This window comes from Pantoea sp. M_10 (assembly GCF_008631515.1).
Taxonomy (GTDB): Bacteria; Pseudomonadota; Gammaproteobacteria; order Enterobacterales; family Enterobacteriaceae; genus Pantoea; species Pantoea anthophila.
The window spans coordinates 1-15,253 of record NZ_VWUL01000013.1 but is presented as its reverse complement, the minus strand read 5'-3'; the positions used below and the strand labels follow the sequence as shown (position 1 = coordinate 15,253).

The following is a 15,253-nucleotide window of genomic DNA, read 5'->3' as shown; positions in this document are numbered from 1 at the left end:
TTTACTCACCCCGATTATTTCTTGATCGGTTTACGCGGACCCTTACGGGTACGTGCGTTGGTCTTGGTACGCTGACCGCGAACCGGAAGACCACGACGATGGCGCAAACCACGGTAGCAACCAAGGTCCATAAGACGCTTGATGCTCAGGGTGATTTCACGGCGCAGATCACCTTCAACAACGAATTTCGCAACTGCATCACGCAGCTGATCAATTTGTTCTTCAGACAGCTCACTGATCTTAACATTTTCAGCAATGCCCGTTGAAGCGCAGATGGCTTTTGAACGGGTTTTACCGATACCGAAGATCGAAGTTAATGCGATAACGGTATGTTTTTGATCAGGAATGTTAATGCCTGCTATACGGGCCACTATGCACTCCTATAATTAAACAAGCACGTCCCATGCTGAAAAGCCCGTTTTCAGGATACTCAAATGGAAACGTACTGACATACAAAAGATTGGCTGGCTAATCTAGCCAGCTCAACCCGACTTTGCAAGAAAAATATGTGACAAAATCAGCCTTGGCGCTGTTTATGCTTTGGCTCGGCGCTGCAGATCACACGTACGACACCGTCGCGACGAATGATTTTGCAGTTACGACATAATCTCTTGACGGAAGCACGAACTTTCATTTTTACTCTCCGTAACTTCTCAACCAACTGAATTAACGGCCGTAGCCTTTCAGGTTAGCTTTCTTCAGTGCCGACTCGTACTGACTGGACATCATCAGAGTTTGCACTTGAGCCATAAAGTCCATGATGACGACAACTACGATAAGCAGTGATGTACCGCCAAAGTAGAAGGGAACCTTCATCGCATCACGCATGAACTCCGGGATAAGGCAGATAAAGGTAATGTACAGGGCGCCGATTAAGGTCAAACGCGTCATTACTTTATCAATATACTTCGCCGTTTGCTCTCCCGGACGAATTCCCGGTACGAATGCACCAGACTTCTTCAGGTTATCTGCTGTTTCACGTGGGTTGAAAACCAACGCCGTATAGAAGAAACAGAAGAAGATGATTGCAGTCGCATAGAGTAGCACATAAAGCGGCTGTCCTGGCTGCAAATACAGCGAAATTGTTGTCAGCCAGTTCCAACCGGTACCGCCCCCAAACCACGATGCAATCGTTGCCGGGAACAGAATAATGCTGGAAGCAAAAATAGCCGGGATAACACCCGCCATATTCACTTTCAACGGTAAATGTGTGCTCTGTGCAGCGTAAACGCGACGACCCTGCTGACGTTTTGCGTAGTTCACCACAATGCGGCGCTGTCCACGTTCAACGAAAATAACAAAGTAGGTCACTGCGAATACGAGTACTGCAACCAACAGCAACAGAAGGAAGTGCAGGTCGCCTTGCCGCGCTTGCTCGATGGTATGGCCAATGGCCGGCGGAAGACCCGCAACAATACCTGCGAAGATAATGATCGAAATACCGTTACCGATACCCCGCTCAGTAATCTGTTCGCCCAGCCACATCAGGAACATTGTTCCTGAGACCAGACTCACAACAGCGGTAAAGTAGAACGCAAAGCCCGGATTCATCACCAGACCCTGCATCCCTGGCATATTCGGCAGACCGGTAGCAATACCGATCGACTGGAATATGGCCAATACCAACGTACCGTATCGGGTGTACTGGCTAATCTTACGACGGCCAGCCTCCCCTTCTTTCTTAATTTCCGCTAACGCTGGATGAACCACCGTTAATAACTGGATAATGATCGATGCCGAGATATACGGCATGATGCCCAGTGCGAAAATAGAAGCACGGCTGAGAGCACCACCAGAGAACATGTTAAACATTTCAATGATGGTGCCACGCTGTTGCTCAAGCAGTTTGGCAAGTACAGTGGCATCAATACCAGGGATTGGAATAAAAGAGCCAATACGGAAGACAATCAGTGCGCCGATGACAAACAGAAGTCTGCGTTTCAGCTCACCAAAGCCGCCTTTGGCGCTTTGAAAATCTAATCCCGGTTGTTTAGCCATCTGCTACTTATTCCTCGATTTTACCGCCAGCAGCTTCGATTGCAGCACGAGCACCTTTGGTGACACGCAGGCCGCGAACCGTTACCGGTGCAGAAACTTCACCAGACAGAATTACTTTAACGAATTCAATCTGAACACCGACAATGTTGGCTGCTTTCAGCGCGTTCAGGTCGACGATACCGCCTTCAACTTTCGCCAGATCAGACAGACGAATCTCTGTAGTGATCATTGCTTTGCGAGAGGTGAAACCGAACTTCGGCAGACGACGGTACAGAGGCATCTGACCACCTTCGAAACCGCGACGTACGCCACCGCCAGAACGTGAGTTCTGACCTTTGTGACCACGACCACCGGTTTTTCCGAGGCCAGAACCGATACCACGACCCAGACGCTTAGTAGCGTGCTTAGACCCTTCGGCCGGAGACAGAGTATTTAAACGCATCTCTTACTCCTCCACTTTAACCATGTAGGAAACCGCGTTGACCATGCCGCGTACAGCTGGCGTGTCTTCACGCTCTACGGTATGACCAATACGACGCAGACCCAGGCCAACCAGAGTGGCTTTATGCTTAGGCAAGCGGCCGATTGAACTACGGGTTTGAGTGATTTTAATAGTCTTAGCCATCGTGATTACCCCAGAATTTCTTCAACGGATTTACCACGCTTAGCAGCGACCATTTCCGGAGATTTCATATTGCCCAGGCCGTCGATAGTTGCACGAACCACGTTGATCGGGTTAGTAGAACCATAGGCTTTTGCCAGTACGTTATGAACTCCAGCGACTTCCAGAACGGCGCGCATTGCACCACCGGCGATGATACCGGTACCTTCTGAAGCCGGCTGCATGAACACGCGGGAACCCGTGTGTGCACCTTTAACAGGGTGCTGCAGGGTGCCGTTGGTCAGCGCGACGTTAACCATGTTGCGACGGGCTTTCTCCATCGCTTTCTGGATCGCTGCTGGAACTTCACGCGCTTTACCGTAACCAAAACCTACGCGACCGTTACCATCGCCTACCACAGTCAGTGCTGTGAAGGAGAAAATACGACCACCTTTAACAGTTTTAGAAACACGGTTTACCGCGATCAGTTTTTCCTGCAGTTCGCCAGCTTGTTTCTCGATGTGTGCCATCTTAGACCTCTACCTTAGAACTGAAGGCCAGCTTCACGGGCAGCATCTGCCAGTGCCTGGACGCGACCATGATATTGGAAACCGGAACGGTCGAAAGAAACACCTGTGATGCCTTTTTCGATTGCGCGTTCTGCGATAGCTTTACCTACTGCAGCTGCGGCTTCTTTATTACCGGTATACTTCAGTTGTTCAGTGATAGCTTTTTCTACAGTAGAAGCAGCGACCAGAACTTCGGAACCGTTCGGGGCGATTACCTGTGCGTAAATATGACGCGGGGTACGATGTACCACCAGGCGAGTAGCACCCAGCTCTTTGAGCTTGCGACGTGCACGGGTCGCACGACGGATACGAGCAGATTTCTTATCCATAGTGTTACCTTACTTCTTCTTAGCCTCTTTGGTACGCACGACTTCGTCGGCGTAACGGACACCCTTGCCTTTGTAAGGCTCAGGACGACGGTAGGCGCGCAGGTCTGCTGCAACCTGACCAATCAGCTGCTTATCAGCGCCTTTCAGCACGATCTCAGTCTGAGTTGGGCATTCTGCAGTGATACCCGCGGGCAGCTGGTGATCGACTGGATGAGAAAAGCCCAGTGACAGGTTAACCATATCGCCTTTAACGGCAGCACGATAACCTACACCAACCAGCTGCAGCTTCTTAGTGAAGCCTTCGGTAACACCGATAACCATTGCGTTCAGCAGCGCGCGAGAAGTACCCGCCTGCGCCCAGCCGTCAACGAAACCTTCGCGCGGAGCGAAAGTCAGAGCGTTGTCAGCATGCTTAACTTCAACAGCATCATTGATAGTACGAGTCAGCTCGCCGTTTTTACCTTTAATCGAAATTACCTGACCGTCGAGTTTTACCTCTACGCCGGCAGGAACAACGACAGGTGCTTTAGCAACACGAGACATATGTATCCTCCGATTACGCTACGTAGCAGATAATTTCGCCACCAAGACCAGCCTGGCGCGCTGCACGATCAGTCATGACACCTTTGGATGTAGAAACTACAGCGATGCCCATACCAGCCATTACCTTTGGCAGCTCATCTTTTTTCTTATAGATGCGCAGGCCAGGACGGCTTACTCGCTGAATACTTTCTACAACAGCTTTGCCCTGGAAATACTTAAGAGTCAGTTCCAGTTCCAGCTTGATGTCGCCTTCGATTTTGAAATCTTCAATATAACCTTCTTCCTTCAGAACGTTGGCAATTGCCAATTTCAGCTTGGAGGAAGGCATGGTGACCGCAACTTTGTTCGCGGCCTGACCGTTACGGATACGGGTCAGCATATCCGCGATCGGATCTTGCATGCTCATCTGTGTTACTCCCGTGATTCAATTGGTGACAATTACCAGCTAGCCTTTTTCAGGCCCGGGATTTCACCGCGCATGGCGGCTTCGCGGACCTTGATACGGCTCAACCCAAACTTCCGCAGGAAACCGTGCGGACGACCTGTTTGACGGCAGCGGTTACGCTGACGTGAAGGGCTGGAATCACGCGGCAGACTCTGCAGCTTCAGAACAGCATCCCAACGGTCTTCGTCGGAAGCGTTCACATCAGAGATGATCGCTTTCAGTTCAGCGCGTTTAGCGAAGAATTTGTCTGCTAATTTTGCACGTTTAACTTCACGTGCTTTCATAGATTGCTTAGCCATTAAGTAACCCTACCTTACTTACGGAACGGGAAGTCAAAGGCAGCCAGCAGAGCACGGCCTTCATCATCAGATTTCGCAGTAGTGGTAATGGTGATATCCAAACCACGAACGCGATCGACTTTGTCGTAGTCGATTTCTGGGAAGATGATCTGCTCACGTACACCCATGCTGTAGTTGCCACGACCATCGAATGACTTAGCGGACAAGCCACGGAAGTCACGGATACGTGGAACAGCAATGGTGACCAGACGCTCAAAGAACTCCCACATGCGCTCGCCACGCAGAGTTACTTTACAGCCGATCGGATAGCCCTGACGGATTTTGAAGCCTGCAACTGATTTGCGTGCTTTGGTGACCAGCGGTTTTTGACCGGAGATTGCTGCCAGGTCAGCTGCTGCGTTATCCAGCAGTTTCTTGTCAGCGATCGCTTCACCAACACCCATGTTCAGGGTGATCTTCTCGACCCGAGGGACTTGCATGACAGAATTGTAGCCAAACTCTGTCATGAGTTTCTGGACTACTTCGTCTTTGTAGTAATCATGCAGTTTCGCCATCGTACTACTCCAAATTACTTGATAGTTTCGCTGTTAGACTTGAAGAAACGGACTTTTTTGCCGTCTTCGAATCTAAAGCCTACACGGTCAGCCTTACCAGTTGCCGCGTTGAACAGTGCAACGTTAGAAACCTGAATAGCAGCTTCTTTTTCAACGATGCCACCTGGCTGGTTCAGAGCCGGAACCGGCTTCTGATGTTTCTTCACCAGGTTGATACCTTCAACGATGACCTTACCAGAAGACAGGACATTCTTTACCTTACCGCGCTTACCTTTATCTTTACCGGTCAACACGATAACTTCGTCGTTACGACGGATTTTAGCTGCCATTGTTCGCTCCTTAGAGTACTTCTGGTGCCAGAGAGATAATTTTCATGAACTTTTCAGTACGAAGTTCACGAGTTACCGGCCCAAAAATACGCGTACCGATAGGCTGCTCACTGTTATTGTTCAGAATAACGCATGCATTACCATCGAAGCGAATGACAGAACCGTCCGGGCGACGAACACCCTTCCTGGTGCGCACCACTACCGCCTTCAGGACATCACCTTTTTTGACTTTACCACGAGGAATTGCTTCCTTGATGGTAACTTTGATGATGTCACCGACGCCTGCGTAGCGACGGTGCGAGCCACCCAGAACCTTGATACACATTACGCGACGTGCACCGGAGTTGTCGGCGACGTTCAGCATAGTCTGTTCTTGGATCATTTTAGTGCTCCGCTAATGTCAACTACTACTTCGGGACCTAAACCTCAGGTCGTTAGAAAGCCCCATAATTGAGGGCGCGGCATTGTAACACCGGTTCTCACAGATGGGTAGAAAAAATAAACGGCTCTCAATCGAGCCGCTGATTTTCCCTGATGACAGGGAGGGCGTATTCTAGGGAATAGTGCGAACAGTAGCAAATGTAATCTGCCTTATTTTTCGTCGATCCCCAAATAAAGTGCCCTTCTGTCTCAGCCTGCCAGTTTTGTGGCCAGCTGGTTGTGCTGACGCAGCAGCGCTGGCAGTTCAATTCCGGCCAGTTCTCCTTTACGTACCCGGACTTGTCCGTTAATGATGCTGTAAGCCACCTGTCCCGGATTACAGAACACCAGGGCGGCAACCGGATCGTGCCCTGCCCCAGCCAGGCCTGGCCGATTCAGGTCAAACACCGCCAGGTCAGCCATCATGCCAGGCGCAATAGCCCCCACATCATTACGGTTAAGCACTTTTGCACTTCCCAGCGTTGCCAGCTCCAGAGCCTGCCGTGCGGTCATGGCATCCGGGCCAAACCCGACACGCTGCAGCAGCATCGCCTGACGAACCTCGGCCATCATATCTGAGCTGTCATTGGAGGCGGAGCCATCCACGCCAAGACCGACATGCACACCGGCATCACACATATGGCGTATTGGGGCGATGCCTGAGCCGAGCCGCATATTTGAGCAGGGACAATGGGCAATGCCGGTTCCGGTGCGGGCAAAGAGTTCAATACCCTGTGGATCGAGTTTGACGCAGTGAGCATGCCAGACATCCGGGCCAACCCAGCCGAGGTCCTCAACATACTGCGCAGGAGTCATATTAAACTTTTCGCGACTGTAGCGGATGTCGCTGTCGTTCTCTGCCAGATGCGTGTGCATCGAGACGCTGAAACTGCGGGCCAGTGCGGCGGACTGCTTCATCAGCTCACGGCTCACGGAGAATGGCGAACAGGGAGCCACCACAATGCGTAGCATCGAACCGTGGCTGTCATCGTGATAGCGTTCAATGACCCGCTGCGTATCTTTCAGAATTGCCGCTTCATTCTCCACCAGGCTATCGGGCGGTAAGCCGCCCCGTGATTTCCCCACGCTCATACTGCCCCGGCTTGCATGGAAACGCATTCCCATGACGGCAGCAGCCTCAATGCTGTCATCAAGCTGACAGCCATTTGGATAGACATAGAGATGATCACTGGTGGTCGTGCAGCCAGAGAGTATCAGTTCAGCCATCGACACCTGCGTTGAGATACGAATCATCTCAGGTGTCAGGTTCTGCCAGAGAGGATAGAGGTGAGTCAGCCAGTTAAAGAGTTCGCCATTCTGTACAGCCGGAATGGCGCGGGTCAGGCTCTGATACATATGGTGATGCGTATTGATCAGACCCGGAATCACAATGTGCCCACGCAGGTCGATAACTTCATCCGCGCTATCGGGTAGTGTTCCGGCTTCTCCGACCGCCACGATCTGATTTCCTTTGATCAGAACAGAGGCATTGCGAATTTCCCGACGGTCAGCATCCATGCAAACTACACAGTCGGCGTTCTTCAGTAACAGAGTTCGTTCCATGCTATTGCCTGTAGGTTGATGTTGTGTGCTTTCCGATAATAGCGGCAAGCTTTTGGCAGAGCTAACAGCAGGCAACGCAGCAAACAAAGGTAATTTCAGCAGTGACCGCCGTAAGCGATCGGGACTCTCCATTTTCACGGCACATTTCCTTGTACAGTTATGACGACACCGGCCTGTTCAGCCCGATGCATTCAGGCCAGACCGCCTGAAGAGTCGCAGCTTACCGCCCGGAAACTGTCGAATTTGTGCGCACTATCAAATCTGCATGGCCGGGGACACAAATGGATCAATCCCGGGGCAGAGGCAAAAAAAAAACCCCCTGCCGAAGCAGAGGGTTTCCTCAGAAAAAACGGTTCTTATTACAGAACAGCTTTCTCAATTACGCGAACCAGGGTCCAGGATTTAGTCTTGGACAGTGGACGGCATTCGCGGATTTCTACCACGTCGCCAATTCCACATTCATTGTTCTCGTCATGGATGTGCAGCTTGGTCGTACGCTTAATGAATTTGCCGTAGATCGGGTGTTTCACGAAACGTTCGATAGCAACAACTGCAGATTTCTGCATTTTGTCACTTACTACACGACCCTGCAGAGTACGGATTTTATCGGTCATTACGAACCCGCCTTCTCAGTCAGTAAAGTCTTAACGCGTGCAACATCACGGCGAACCTGTTTCAGCAGATGAGTCTGCTGCAGTTGGCCAGATGCTGCCTGCATGCGCAGGTTAAATTGCTCACGCAGCAGATTAAGCAGCTCAGTGTTCAGCTCTTCAACGCTTTTTTCACGCAGCTCAGTTGCTTTCATTACATCACCGTCTTAGTTACAAAGGTGGTTTTGATAGGCAGTTTTGCTGCTGCCAGCTTGAATGCTTCACGGGCCAGCTCTTCTGGTACGCCGTCCATTTCATACAGGACTTTACCAGGCTGGATCAGGGCAACCCAATACTCAACGTTACCCTTACCTTTACCCATACGCACTTCCAGCGGCTTCTCGGTGATCGGTTTGTCCGGGAATACTCGGATCCAGATCTTACCTTGACGCTTAACTGCACGGGTCATAGCACGACGTGCTGCTTCGATCTGACGAGCAGTCAGACGACCACGGCCAACAGCTTTCAGACCGAAAGTACCGAAGCTAACATCCGTACCCTGCGCCAGACCGCGGTTGCGGCCTTTGTGCACCTTACGGAATTTTGTACGCTTTGGTTGTAACATCAGCGACTCTCCTTACTTACGGCCTTTACGCTGCTGCTTTTTAGGTTGAGCAGCCGGTTCCGGTTGTTCAACAGCAGCCATACCACCCAGGATCTCACCTTTGAAGATCCATACCTTAACGCCGATTACACCATAAGTGGTGTGCGCTTCAGAGGTGTTGTAGTCAATGTCAGCACGCAGTGTGTGCAACGGTACGCGACCTTCACGATACCATTCGGTACGTGCGATCTCGGCGCCGCCCAGACGGCCGCTAACTTCGACTTTAATACCCTTCGCGCCAAGACGCATGGCGTTCTGAACCGCACGCTTCATAGCACGACGGAACATCACACGACGCTCCAGCTGTGAAGTGATGCTGTCAGCAACCAGTTTTGCGTCCAGTTCCGGCTTGCGGACTTCGGCGATATTGATCTGTGCAGGAACGCCAGCGATGTTCGCGACGACCGTGCGCAGTTTTTCTACGTCTTCGCCTTTCTTACCGATAACGATGCCAGGACGAGCGGTGTGAATAGTCACACGGATGCTCTTAGCTGGACGCTCGATAACGATACGAGAGACAGACGCTTTAGCCAGTTCTTTAGTCAAAAACTGACGGACTTTAAAATCGCTGTCCAGGTTGTCAGCGAATTCTTTGGTGTTCGCAAACCAGGTAGAGTTCCATGGTTTTACAATACCCAGGCGAATACCATTAGGATGTACTTTCTGACCCATTGCTAGTCTCCAGAGTCTCAGCGATCGGACACAACCACAGTAATGTGGCTGGTGCGCTTCAGGATGCGATCTGCACGACCTTTGGCACGCGGCATAATGCGTTTCATGGTCGGACCTTCATCAACGAAAATTTTCGTGATTTTCAGATCGTCGATATCAGCGCCATCGTTGTGTTCGGCGTTAGCAATGGCAGATTCCAGAACTTTCTTGACCAGTACAGCCGCTTTCTTGTTGGTGTAGGTCAAAATGTCCAGTGCCTGCGACACTTTCTTACCGCGAATCAGGTCAGCAACAAGGCGAACCTTCTGAGCAGAAGAACGAGCGTGGCGATGTTGAGCTAAAGTTTCCATCTCTTCCTCCTACTTATTTCTTCTTGGCTTTTTTATCAGCCGCGTGACCGCGATAAGTACGTGTCGGCGCGAATTCACCCAGTTTGTGACCAACCATTTCGTCGGAAACAAAGACAGGAACGTGCTGACGACCATTATGGACAGCGATGGTCAAACCGATCATGTTAGGAAAGATCGTTGAACGACGGGACCAAGTGCGCAAAGGCTTCTTGTCACCGCTTTCCACCGCTTTCTCTACCTTCTTCAGCAAGTGCAGGTCAATAAAAGGACCTTTCTTGAGAGAACGTGGCATGGCTTATCCTCTAATATTATTTGCTACGGCGACGTACGATAAATTTATCAGTACGCTTGTTGCTACGGGTCTTCTTACCTTTGGTCTGAACGCCCCACGGAGAAACCGGGTGCTTACCAAAGTTACGACCTTCACCACCACCGTGCGGGTGATCAACTGGGTTCATCGCGGTACCACGAACGGTCGGACGAACACCACGCCAACGGGCTGCACCAGCTTTACCCAGAACGCGCAGCATATGCTCAGCGTTGCCGACTTCGCCCAGTGTTGCGCGGCAGTCAGACTCGACTTTACGCATTTCACCTGAACGCAGACGCAGGGTAACGTAAGAACCTTCACGCGCAACGATCTGCACGTAAGCACCGGCTGAGCGAGCAATCTGACCGCCTTTGCCTGGTTTCATTTCTACGTTATGCACGGTTGAACCCACCGGGATGTTACGCATCGGCAGTGTGTTACCTGCTTTGATCGCAGCATCAACGCCAGACTGAATCTGGTCGCCGGCTTTCAGGCCTTTAGGGGCCAGGATGTAACGGCGTTCGCCGTCTTTGTACAGAACCAGTGCGATGTTCGCAGAGCGGTTCGGATCGTACTCAAGACGTTCAACAACTGCCGGGATACCGTCTTTGTTGCGTTTGAAGTCAACAATACGATAAGCCTGCTTGTGACCACCACCGATATGACGGGTAGTGATACGACCATTGTTGTTACGGCCACCGGATTTGCTGTTTTTTTCTACCAGCGGGGCAAATGGTTTGCCCTTGTGCAGCTCCGCGTTTACCACTTTAACTACATGGCGACGACCCGGAGATGTCGGTTTACATTTAACAACTGCCATTGTCTTTCTCCTCCGACTTACTCAGCGCCGCCAGCGAAGTCCAGATTCTGGCCTTCTTTCAGGGTGACGTAAGCTTTTTTCCAGTCGCTACGACGACCGATACGCTGTCCTTGACGCTTAACTTTGCCCTTAACAACCAGGGTGTTTACGTCTTTAACTTCTACTTCGAACAGTTTCTCAACAGCAGCAACGATCTCTGCTTTGGTCGCGTCATTAGCAACTTTGAGAACGATGGTATTGGTTTTTTCCATCGCGCTAGATGCTTTTTCAGATACGTGCGGCGCGCGCAGTACTTTCAGCAGACGTTCTTCACGGATCATGCCAGCATCTCCTCAACTTGCTTAACTGCATCAGCAGTCATAACGACTTTGTCGAAGGCGATCAGGCTAACTGGATCGATACCAGATGCATCACGCACGTCAACCTTGTACAGGTTACGCGCAGCCAGGAACAGATTCTCATCCAGTTCGCCGGTGATGATCAGCACGTCTTCCAGCGCCATGTCTTTCAGTTTCTGTACCAGCAGCTTGGTTTTCGGCGCTTCTACAGCAAATGATTCGACAACGATCAGACGGTCCTGACGTACCAGTTCGGACAGGATGCTTTTCAGCGCGCCGCGGTACATCTTTTTGTTAACTTTTTGACTGTGGTCTTGTGGCTTAGCAGCAAAGGTCACGCCACCTGAACGCCAGATCGGGCTCTTCACAGAACCTGAACGCGCACGGCCGGTGCCTTTCTGACGCCATGGCTTTTTGCCTGAACCGGTTACTTCAGCGCGAGTTTTCTGCGCGCGAGTTCCCTGGCGGGCGCCTGATGCGTAAGCAACAACAACCTGGTGAACCAGCGCTTCGTTGAAATCACGACCGAAGGTAGTTTCGGAAACAGTCAGCGCGCTCTGCGCGTCTTTCAATACTAATTCCATTGCTATCCCCTTACGCCTTCACAGCTGGTTTAACGATCAGGTCGCTACCGGTAGCACCGGGAACTGCACCTTTAACCAGCAGCAGGTTGCGCTCAGCGTCAACACGTACTACGTCCAGGCTCTGAACTGTTACGCGCTCATTACCCAGCTGACCTGCCATTTTCTTGCCTTTGAACACTTTGCCCGGAGTCTGGTTCTGACCGATAGAACCCGGAACGCGGTGAGACAAGGAGTTACCGTGAGTAGCGTCCTGGGTACGGAAGTTCCAGCGCTTAACGGTACCGGCGAAACCTTTACCTTTAGAGGTGCCAGTTACGTCTACTTTTTTAACGTCAGCGAAAATTTCAACGCTGATGCTCTGACCTACAGAATACTCGTCACCTTCAGCGGTGCGGAATTCCCACAGGCCACGGCCAGCTTCAACGCCAGCTTTAGCAAAATGACCAGCTTCAGGTTTGGTCACACGGTTTGCTTTTTTAGCACCGGTGGTAACCTGAATTGCCTGGTAACCATCGTTCTCCAGGCCTTTGACCTGAGTAACGCGGTTCGCTTCAACTTCGATTACGGTTACTGGGATAGAAACGCCATCTTCAGTGAAGATGCGGGTCATACCCACTTTTTTACCGACTAAACCAATCATTGTTTCAACCTCTCAATCGCTCGATGACCTGATTAACCCAGGCTGATCTGCACGTCAACACCGGCAGCCAGATCCAGACGCATCAGAGCATCAACCGTTTTTTCGGTTGGCTCAACGATGTCTACCAGACGCTTGTGAGTGCGGATTTCGTACTGATCACGCGCATCTTTGTTGACGTGCGGAGAGATCAGAACGGTAAAACGCTCTTTGCGGGTTGGCAGCGGGATTGGACCACGAACCTGCGCACCAGTGCGCTTGGCAGTCTCAACGATTTCCGCGGTTGATTGATCGATCAGACGATGATCAAACGCTTTAAGACGGATACGGATTCTTTGGTTCTGCATGAGACCAGAGCTCCAAACTTTTTATAGACGAAAAAAATTACTACTCGAACCCATTACGATTGATGGGAGAGTGTAATCGTTCAGCATATAACTCCCCAATTGGGAGTATTGTCAGGCGGCCTAACGGTCAGCCGTCTGCGATTCTGCTCGAATCGCGCCTGCAATATCTGCAGGCCCGCGCATTATACGTAATTCTGTTCAGGAAGCAACCCGTGCTGGCATTTTCGCTGTTAATTAGTGGCCGGGTCCTGAGGCATACATCGCACAGACCTGTCTCATGACTGACAGGGGGTGAATCAGGTTGTGAACAGGGTTCCGCAAGCTGGCATACACAGGCGACACGGGGCGTAAAAGCGGTGAAAGTATGGCCGACCGTTTAGCCGGAGCCCGAAGATGACCTTAATCCTGATTCAGTTAGCCGCCCTGGCTGGCGGAGGTGCGCTGGGCAGCTTTCTTTCGCTGGCCTGCGCGCGCTTCACCCCTGCCCTTTCTCCCACCCGGTGGTGTGCCGCCCTCTGTTTTCCCGGCTCGCACTGTCCCCACTGCCGCCAGCCTCTGTTATGGCGCGATACGCTGCCGCTGATCAGCTGGGCTGCCTTAAAAGGCCGTTGTCGCTTCTGCTCTTACTCATTTAGCGCAGAGAGTGTGGTCATGGAATGGCTGGTTGCCAGCCTGAGCCTGCTTGTACTGCTAAGCTTCGACAGCCTGACTGATGCGCTGTTTATTCTTACGGCGGCCTCTCTGTTGATGATGGTGGCCCTGATTGACCGTCGCCATCTCTGCATACCTGACCCGCTCAATTATCTGTTGCTCTGGCTGGGGTTAATTCATGCAACACTGGCAGGCACCGAAACCCCGGCGATATGGGGTGCACTCTCGGGCTACGTTGCCCTGTGGTTGCTTGCCCAGGGCTACCGACTGGTCAGGGGGTATGAGGGATTAGGATATGGTGATATGAAGCTTTTCGCCGCGCTGGGGGCCTGCTGTGGCTGGCAGGGATTGCCCTGGATTGCACTGGGTGCCACTCTGCTGGCGCTGGCAGGCGTGTTGATGCTGCAATTGCGTGGCCGGACGCAGGGCGTCAGCCCGCTGCCTTTTGGCCCTTTCCTGGCCATTGCGGGCTGGGTCACTCTCGTCCTGCAGACGCGGTTCACGCTTCTTTGATCTGAGCCTGCAGGTAGTTCTGGATCCCCATCATCCGGATGAGCTCAAGCTCCGTCTCAATCCAGTCGATGTGATGCTCCTCATCTGCCAGGATTTCAATCATCATGTCACGGCTGACATAGTCATGAACTTTGTCCGCATAGGCGATCGCTTCACGAAGATCTTTGGCGCCTTCCAGCTCCAGATTGAGATCTGAACTCAGCATTTCCTCAACGTCCTCACCGATGCGCAGCCGGCCCAGATCCTGCAGATTCGGGATCCCTTCCAGAAAAAGAATGCGCTCGATGTATTTGTCGGCATGCTTCATCTCATCGATCGATTCGTGATACTCCACATCATTGAGGCGCATCAGCCCCCAGTTTTTAAACATCCGCGCATGCAAAAAATACTGGTTTATAGCAACCAGTTCATTTCCAAGCAGTTTATTGAGATGACTGATAATTTTGATATCGCCCTTCATTGTTAACCCTCCACGTCTGCTTTATCAGATCGTAGATGTGATTAAAAAGAAGTCAAAAAAACGCGACAGATATTGTGGGTATTCGCACACGCAGTGTGTCAGGCGATCTCTTTATAGAGTGGCGGATGCTGCATCTCTTCATCCATGATTTCCCGCGCGGCGCGCAGACATTTGCCACACTGTTTGCCGACCGGTACAAAATGACGCAGTTGCTGGATGGATTTGGGCTGATAGCGCCGTACTACTTCACGAAGGGTTTTATCACTGATGGCATTACACAGGCAGACGTACATTCTTTCATCACTCGAGACCATTTTCTGTACACAGTGTAAATGCGAATCGTTTTTATTACAAACCTACCCTTTGCAGGGTTATGCTGCTTTTCAGGCAAAAAAAAAGAGCACCGAAGTGCTCTTTTCCTTGTGTTGCAGTGGCCGTTTGCACGACCACAGCAGATATCACAATTAAGCGATAACTTTAGCAACAACACCCGCGCCAACGGTACGGCCGCCTTCGCGGATTGCGAAGCGCAGACCTTCATCCATTGCGATTGGGTGGATCAGGGTAACAACCATTTTGATGTTGTCGCCTGGCATTACCATTTCAACGCCTTCTGGCAGCTCTACTGAACCGGTCACGTCAGTGGTACGGAAGTAGAACTGTGGAC

At 51.4% G+C, this 15,253-nt stretch carries 28 protein-coding genes and 1 pseudogene; 1 reads left to right on the top strand and 28 read right to left on the bottom strand.

Annotation, left to right across the window (positions count from 1 at the left end):
• Positions 1-14: 14 nt before the first annotated feature.
• From rpsM to rpsJ, 25 genes are all read right to left on the bottom strand, one after another.
• Positions 15-371: a 30S ribosomal protein S13 gene (rpsM, locus tag F3I47_RS21955; protein WP_003850176.1), complete on the bottom strand. Its 357-nt coding sequence runs from the start codon at positions 369-371 to the stop codon at positions 15-17.
• Between the two features lie 146 nt (positions 372-517).
• Positions 518-634 (bottom strand): 50S ribosomal protein L36, encoded by a 117-nt coding sequence (gene rpmJ, locus F3I47_RS21950; protein ID WP_010252805.1) that lies wholly within the window; start codon positions 632-634, stop codon positions 518-520.
• Positions 635-666: 32 nt separating this feature from the next.
• Complete coding sequence (secY, locus tag F3I47_RS21945; RefSeq protein WP_009087577.1) at positions 667-1,998, bottom strand: preprotein translocase subunit SecY; 1,332 nt, start codon at positions 1,996-1,998, stop codon at positions 667-669.
• A gap of 7 nt (positions 1,999-2,005) precedes the next feature.
• Positions 2,006-2,440, bottom strand: a complete 435-nt coding sequence (gene rplO / locus F3I47_RS21940) for a 50S ribosomal protein L15 (RefSeq protein WP_009087579.1) — start codon at positions 2,438-2,440, stop codon at positions 2,006-2,008.
• A 3-nt stretch (positions 2,441-2,443) separates the two neighbouring features.
• Positions 2,444-2,623: a 50S ribosomal protein L30 gene (rpmD, locus tag F3I47_RS21935; protein WP_003850166.1), complete on the bottom strand. Its 180-nt coding sequence runs from the start codon at positions 2,621-2,623 to the stop codon at positions 2,444-2,446.
• A gap of 5 nt (positions 2,624-2,628) precedes the next feature.
• Entirely contained in the window at positions 2,629-3,129 is a 501-nt protein-coding gene (gene rpsE / locus F3I47_RS21930; RefSeq protein ID WP_003850164.1) for a 30S ribosomal protein S5, read from the bottom strand.
• Between the two features lie 14 nt (positions 3,130-3,143).
• Positions 3,144-3,497 (bottom strand): 50S ribosomal protein L18, encoded by a 354-nt coding sequence (rplR, locus tag F3I47_RS21925; protein ID WP_003850163.1) that lies wholly within the window; start codon positions 3,495-3,497, stop codon positions 3,144-3,146.
• Positions 3,498-3,506: 9 nt separating this feature from the next.
• A complete protein-coding gene (gene rplF / locus F3I47_RS21920; RefSeq protein WP_009087581.1) occupies positions 3,507-4,040 on the bottom strand; it encodes a 50S ribosomal protein L6 in 534 nt (177 codons plus the stop codon).
• Positions 4,041-4,053: 13 nt separating this feature from the next.
• Complete coding sequence (rpsH, locus tag F3I47_RS21915) at positions 4,054-4,446, bottom strand: 30S ribosomal protein S8 (protein WP_003850158.1); 393 nt, start codon at positions 4,444-4,446, stop codon at positions 4,054-4,056.
• A gap of 32 nt (positions 4,447-4,478) precedes the next feature.
• The gene (gene rpsN, locus F3I47_RS21910; RefSeq protein WP_008927132.1) at positions 4,479-4,784 is read right to left on the bottom strand and encodes a 30S ribosomal protein S14; all 306 of its coding nucleotides are present in this window, start codon (positions 4,782-4,784) and stop codon (positions 4,479-4,481) included.
• A gap of 14 nt (positions 4,785-4,798) precedes the next feature.
• Positions 4,799-5,338 carry a 50S ribosomal protein L5 gene (rplE, locus tag F3I47_RS21905; protein WP_003850155.1) on the bottom strand — a complete coding sequence of 180 codons (540 nt, stop codon included), beginning with the start codon at positions 5,336-5,338 and terminating at the stop codon, positions 4,799-4,801.
• 14 nt (positions 5,339-5,352) lie between these two features.
• Positions 5,353-5,667 carry a 50S ribosomal protein L24 gene (gene rplX, locus F3I47_RS21900; RefSeq protein ID WP_003850150.1) on the bottom strand — a complete coding sequence of 105 codons (315 nt, stop codon included), beginning with the start codon at positions 5,665-5,667 and terminating at the stop codon, positions 5,353-5,355.
• 10 nt (positions 5,668-5,677) lie between these two features.
• Positions 5,678-6,049, bottom strand: coding sequence for a 50S ribosomal protein L14 (rplN, locus tag F3I47_RS21895; protein WP_006120590.1), 372 nt, complete (start codon positions 6,047-6,049; stop codon positions 5,678-5,680).
• A gap of 248 nt (positions 6,050-6,297) precedes the next feature.
• Positions 6,298-7,650, bottom strand: coding sequence for an 8-oxoguanine deaminase (locus tag F3I47_RS21890; protein WP_150030461.1), 1,353 nt, complete (start codon positions 7,648-7,650; stop codon positions 6,298-6,300).
• A 359-nt stretch (positions 7,651-8,009) separates the two neighbouring features.
• Positions 8,010-8,264: a 30S ribosomal protein S17 gene (rpsQ, locus tag F3I47_RS21885; RefSeq protein ID WP_003850147.1), complete on the bottom strand. Its 255-nt coding sequence runs from the start codon at positions 8,262-8,264 to the stop codon at positions 8,010-8,012.
• Positions 8,264-8,455 carry a 50S ribosomal protein L29 gene (gene rpmC / locus F3I47_RS21880; RefSeq protein WP_003850146.1) on the bottom strand — a complete coding sequence of 64 codons (192 nt, stop codon included), beginning with the start codon at positions 8,453-8,455 and terminating at the stop codon, positions 8,264-8,266. The genes rpsQ and rpmC overlap by 1 nt, the downstream gene beginning before the upstream one ends.
• Positions 8,455-8,865 carry a 50S ribosomal protein L16 gene (gene rplP, locus F3I47_RS21875; RefSeq protein ID WP_002438716.1) on the bottom strand — a complete coding sequence of 137 codons (411 nt, stop codon included), beginning with the start codon at positions 8,863-8,865 and terminating at the stop codon, positions 8,455-8,457. The genes rpmC and rplP overlap by 1 nt, the downstream gene beginning before the upstream one ends.
• A gap of 12 nt (positions 8,866-8,877) precedes the next feature.
• Positions 8,878-9,576, bottom strand: coding sequence for a 30S ribosomal protein S3 (rpsC, locus tag F3I47_RS21870; protein ID WP_009087585.1), 699 nt, complete (start codon positions 9,574-9,576; stop codon positions 8,878-8,880).
• Between the two features lie 17 nt (positions 9,577-9,593).
• Positions 9,594-9,926 (bottom strand): 50S ribosomal protein L22, encoded by a 333-nt coding sequence (gene rplV, locus F3I47_RS21865; RefSeq protein WP_008927136.1) that lies wholly within the window; start codon positions 9,924-9,926, stop codon positions 9,594-9,596.
• Positions 9,927-9,939: 13 nt separating this feature from the next.
• Complete coding sequence (gene rpsS, locus F3I47_RS21860) at positions 9,940-10,218, bottom strand: 30S ribosomal protein S19 (RefSeq protein ID WP_001138115.1); 279 nt, start codon at positions 10,216-10,218, stop codon at positions 9,940-9,942.
• A gap of 16 nt (positions 10,219-10,234) precedes the next feature.
• On the bottom strand, positions 10,235-11,056 hold the full coding sequence (gene rplB / locus F3I47_RS21855) for a 50S ribosomal protein L2 (RefSeq protein WP_009087588.1): 822 nt from the start codon (positions 11,054-11,056) through the stop codon (positions 10,235-10,237).
• 17 nt (positions 11,057-11,073) lie between these two features.
• On the bottom strand, positions 11,074-11,376 hold the full coding sequence (gene rplW, locus F3I47_RS21850; RefSeq protein ID WP_003850708.1) for a 50S ribosomal protein L23: 303 nt from the start codon (positions 11,374-11,376) through the stop codon (positions 11,074-11,076).
• The gene (gene rplD, locus F3I47_RS21845; RefSeq protein WP_009087590.1) at positions 11,373-11,978 is read right to left on the bottom strand and encodes a 50S ribosomal protein L4; all 606 of its coding nucleotides are present in this window, start codon (positions 11,976-11,978) and stop codon (positions 11,373-11,375) included. Before rplD ends, rplW begins: the two co-directional genes overlap by 4 nt.
• A 10-nt stretch (positions 11,979-11,988) precedes the next feature.
• On the bottom strand, positions 11,989-12,618 hold the full coding sequence (rplC, locus tag F3I47_RS21840) for a 50S ribosomal protein L3 (RefSeq protein ID WP_006120583.1): 630 nt from the start codon (positions 12,616-12,618) through the stop codon (positions 11,989-11,991).
• A gap of 32 nt (positions 12,619-12,650) precedes the next feature.
• Entirely contained in the window at positions 12,651-12,962 is a 312-nt protein-coding gene (gene rpsJ, locus F3I47_RS21835; RefSeq protein WP_001181005.1) for a 30S ribosomal protein S10, read from the bottom strand.
• Between the two features lie 393 nt (positions 12,963-13,355).
• Between rpsJ and F3I47_RS21830 the strand changes: the two genes are divergently transcribed.
• A complete protein-coding gene (locus F3I47_RS21830) occupies positions 13,356-14,126 on the top strand; it encodes an A24 family peptidase (protein ID WP_150030463.1) in 771 nt (256 codons plus the stop codon).
• Here F3I47_RS21830 and bfr read toward each other — a convergent pair.
• The 3 genes and pseudogenes from bfr to tuf all read right to left on the bottom strand — a co-directional run.
• Positions 14,113-14,586 carry a bacterioferritin gene (gene bfr / locus F3I47_RS21825; RefSeq protein ID WP_009087595.1) on the bottom strand — a complete coding sequence of 158 codons (474 nt, stop codon included), beginning with the start codon at positions 14,584-14,586 and terminating at the stop codon, positions 14,113-14,115. The genes F3I47_RS21830 and bfr overlap by 14 nt on opposite strands.
• 98 nt (positions 14,587-14,684) lie before the next feature.
• Positions 14,685-14,879 (bottom strand): bacterioferritin-associated ferredoxin, encoded by a 195-nt coding sequence (gene bfd / locus F3I47_RS21820; protein WP_009087597.1) that lies wholly within the window; start codon positions 14,877-14,879, stop codon positions 14,685-14,687.
• 171 nt (positions 14,880-15,050) lie between these two features.
• Positions 15,051-15,253, bottom strand: a pseudogene (gene tuf / locus F3I47_RS21815) (elongation factor Tu); the annotation flags it as partial.

What these genes read in the sequence shown, in the direction of transcription:
- rpsC (WP_009087585.1), bottom strand. Translation starts at nt 9,576, where the DNA reads ATGGGTCAGAAAGTACATCCTAATGGTATTCGCCTGGGTATTGTAAAA.
- rpmD (WP_003850166.1), bottom strand. Translation starts at nt 2,623, where the DNA reads ATGGCTAAGACTATTAAAATCACTCAAACCCGTAGTTCAATCGGCCGC.
- secY (WP_009087577.1), bottom strand. Translation starts at nt 1,998, where the DNA reads ATGGCTAAACAACCGGGATTAGATTTTCAAAGCGCCAAAGGCGGCTTT.
- rplO (WP_009087579.1), bottom strand. Translation starts at nt 2,440, where the DNA reads ATGCGTTTAAATACTCTGTCTCCGGCCGAAGGGTCTAAGCACGCTACT.
- rplP (WP_002438716.1), bottom strand. Translation starts at nt 8,865, where the DNA reads ATGTTACAACCAAAGCGTACAAAATTCCGTAAGGTGCACAAAGGCCGC.
- bfd (WP_009087597.1), bottom strand. Translation starts at nt 14,879, where the DNA reads ATGTACGTCTGCCTGTGTAATGCCATCAGTGATAAAACCCTTCGTGAA.
- rpmJ (WP_010252805.1), bottom strand. Translation starts at nt 634, where the DNA reads ATGAAAGTTCGTGCTTCCGTCAAGAGATTATGTCGTAACTGCAAAATC.
- rpsE (WP_003850164.1), bottom strand. Translation starts at nt 3,129, where the DNA reads ATGGCACACATCGAGAAACAAGCTGGCGAACTGCAGGAAAAACTGATC.
- rplX (WP_003850150.1), bottom strand. Translation starts at nt 5,667, where the DNA reads ATGGCAGCTAAAATCCGTCGTAACGACGAAGTTATCGTGTTGACCGGT.
- rpsQ (WP_003850147.1), bottom strand. Translation starts at nt 8,264, where the DNA reads ATGACCGATAAAATCCGTACTCTGCAGGGTCGTGTAGTAAGTGACAAA.
- rplR (WP_003850163.1), bottom strand. Translation starts at nt 3,497, where the DNA reads ATGGATAAGAAATCTGCTCGTATCCGTCGTGCGACCCGTGCACGTCGC.
- F3I47_RS21830 (WP_150030463.1), top strand. Translation starts at nt 13,356, where the DNA reads ATGACCTTAATCCTGATTCAGTTAGCCGCCCTGGCTGGCGGAGGTGCG.
- rpsJ (WP_001181005.1), bottom strand. Translation starts at nt 12,962, where the DNA reads ATGCAGAACCAAAGAATCCGTATCCGTCTTAAAGCGTTTGATCATCGT.
- rplE (WP_003850155.1), bottom strand. Translation starts at nt 5,338, where the DNA reads ATGGCGAAACTGCATGATTACTACAAAGACGAAGTAGTCCAGAAACTC.
- rpmC (WP_003850146.1), bottom strand. Translation starts at nt 8,455, where the DNA reads ATGAAAGCAACTGAGCTGCGTGAAAAAAGCGTTGAAGAGCTGAACACT.
- rplV (WP_008927136.1), bottom strand. Translation starts at nt 9,926, where the DNA reads ATGGAAACTTTAGCTCAACATCGCCACGCTCGTTCTTCTGCTCAGAAG.
- rpsN (WP_008927132.1), bottom strand. Translation starts at nt 4,784, where the DNA reads ATGGCTAAGCAATCTATGAAAGCACGTGAAGTTAAACGTGCAAAATTA.
- F3I47_RS21890 (WP_150030461.1), bottom strand. Translation starts at nt 7,650, where the DNA reads ATGGAACGAACTCTGTTACTGAAGAACGCCGACTGTGTAGTTTGCATG.
- rpsH (WP_003850158.1), bottom strand. Translation starts at nt 4,446, where the DNA reads ATGAGCATGCAAGATCCGATCGCGGATATGCTGACCCGTATCCGTAAC.
- rpsS (WP_001138115.1), bottom strand. Translation starts at nt 10,218, where the DNA reads ATGCCACGTTCTCTCAAGAAAGGTCCTTTTATTGACCTGCACTTGCTG.
- rplN (WP_006120590.1), bottom strand. Translation starts at nt 6,049, where the DNA reads ATGATCCAAGAACAGACTATGCTGAACGTCGCCGACAACTCCGGTGCA.
- rplF (WP_009087581.1), bottom strand. Translation starts at nt 4,040, where the DNA reads ATGTCTCGTGTTGCTAAAGCACCTGTCGTTGTTCCTGCCGGCGTAGAG.
- rplD (WP_009087590.1), bottom strand. Translation starts at nt 11,978, where the DNA reads ATGGAATTAGTATTGAAAGACGCGCAGAGCGCGCTGACTGTTTCCGAA.
- rplB (WP_009087588.1), bottom strand. Translation starts at nt 11,056, where the DNA reads ATGGCAGTTGTTAAATGTAAACCGACATCTCCGGGTCGTCGCCATGTA.
- rplW (WP_003850708.1), bottom strand. Translation starts at nt 11,376, where the DNA reads ATGATCCGTGAAGAACGTCTGCTGAAAGTACTGCGCGCGCCGCACGTA.
- bfr (WP_009087595.1), bottom strand. Translation starts at nt 14,586, where the DNA reads ATGAAGGGCGATATCAAAATTATCAGTCATCTCAATAAACTGCTTGGA.
- rplC (WP_006120583.1), bottom strand. Translation starts at nt 12,618, where the DNA reads ATGATTGGTTTAGTCGGTAAAAAAGTGGGTATGACCCGCATCTTCACT.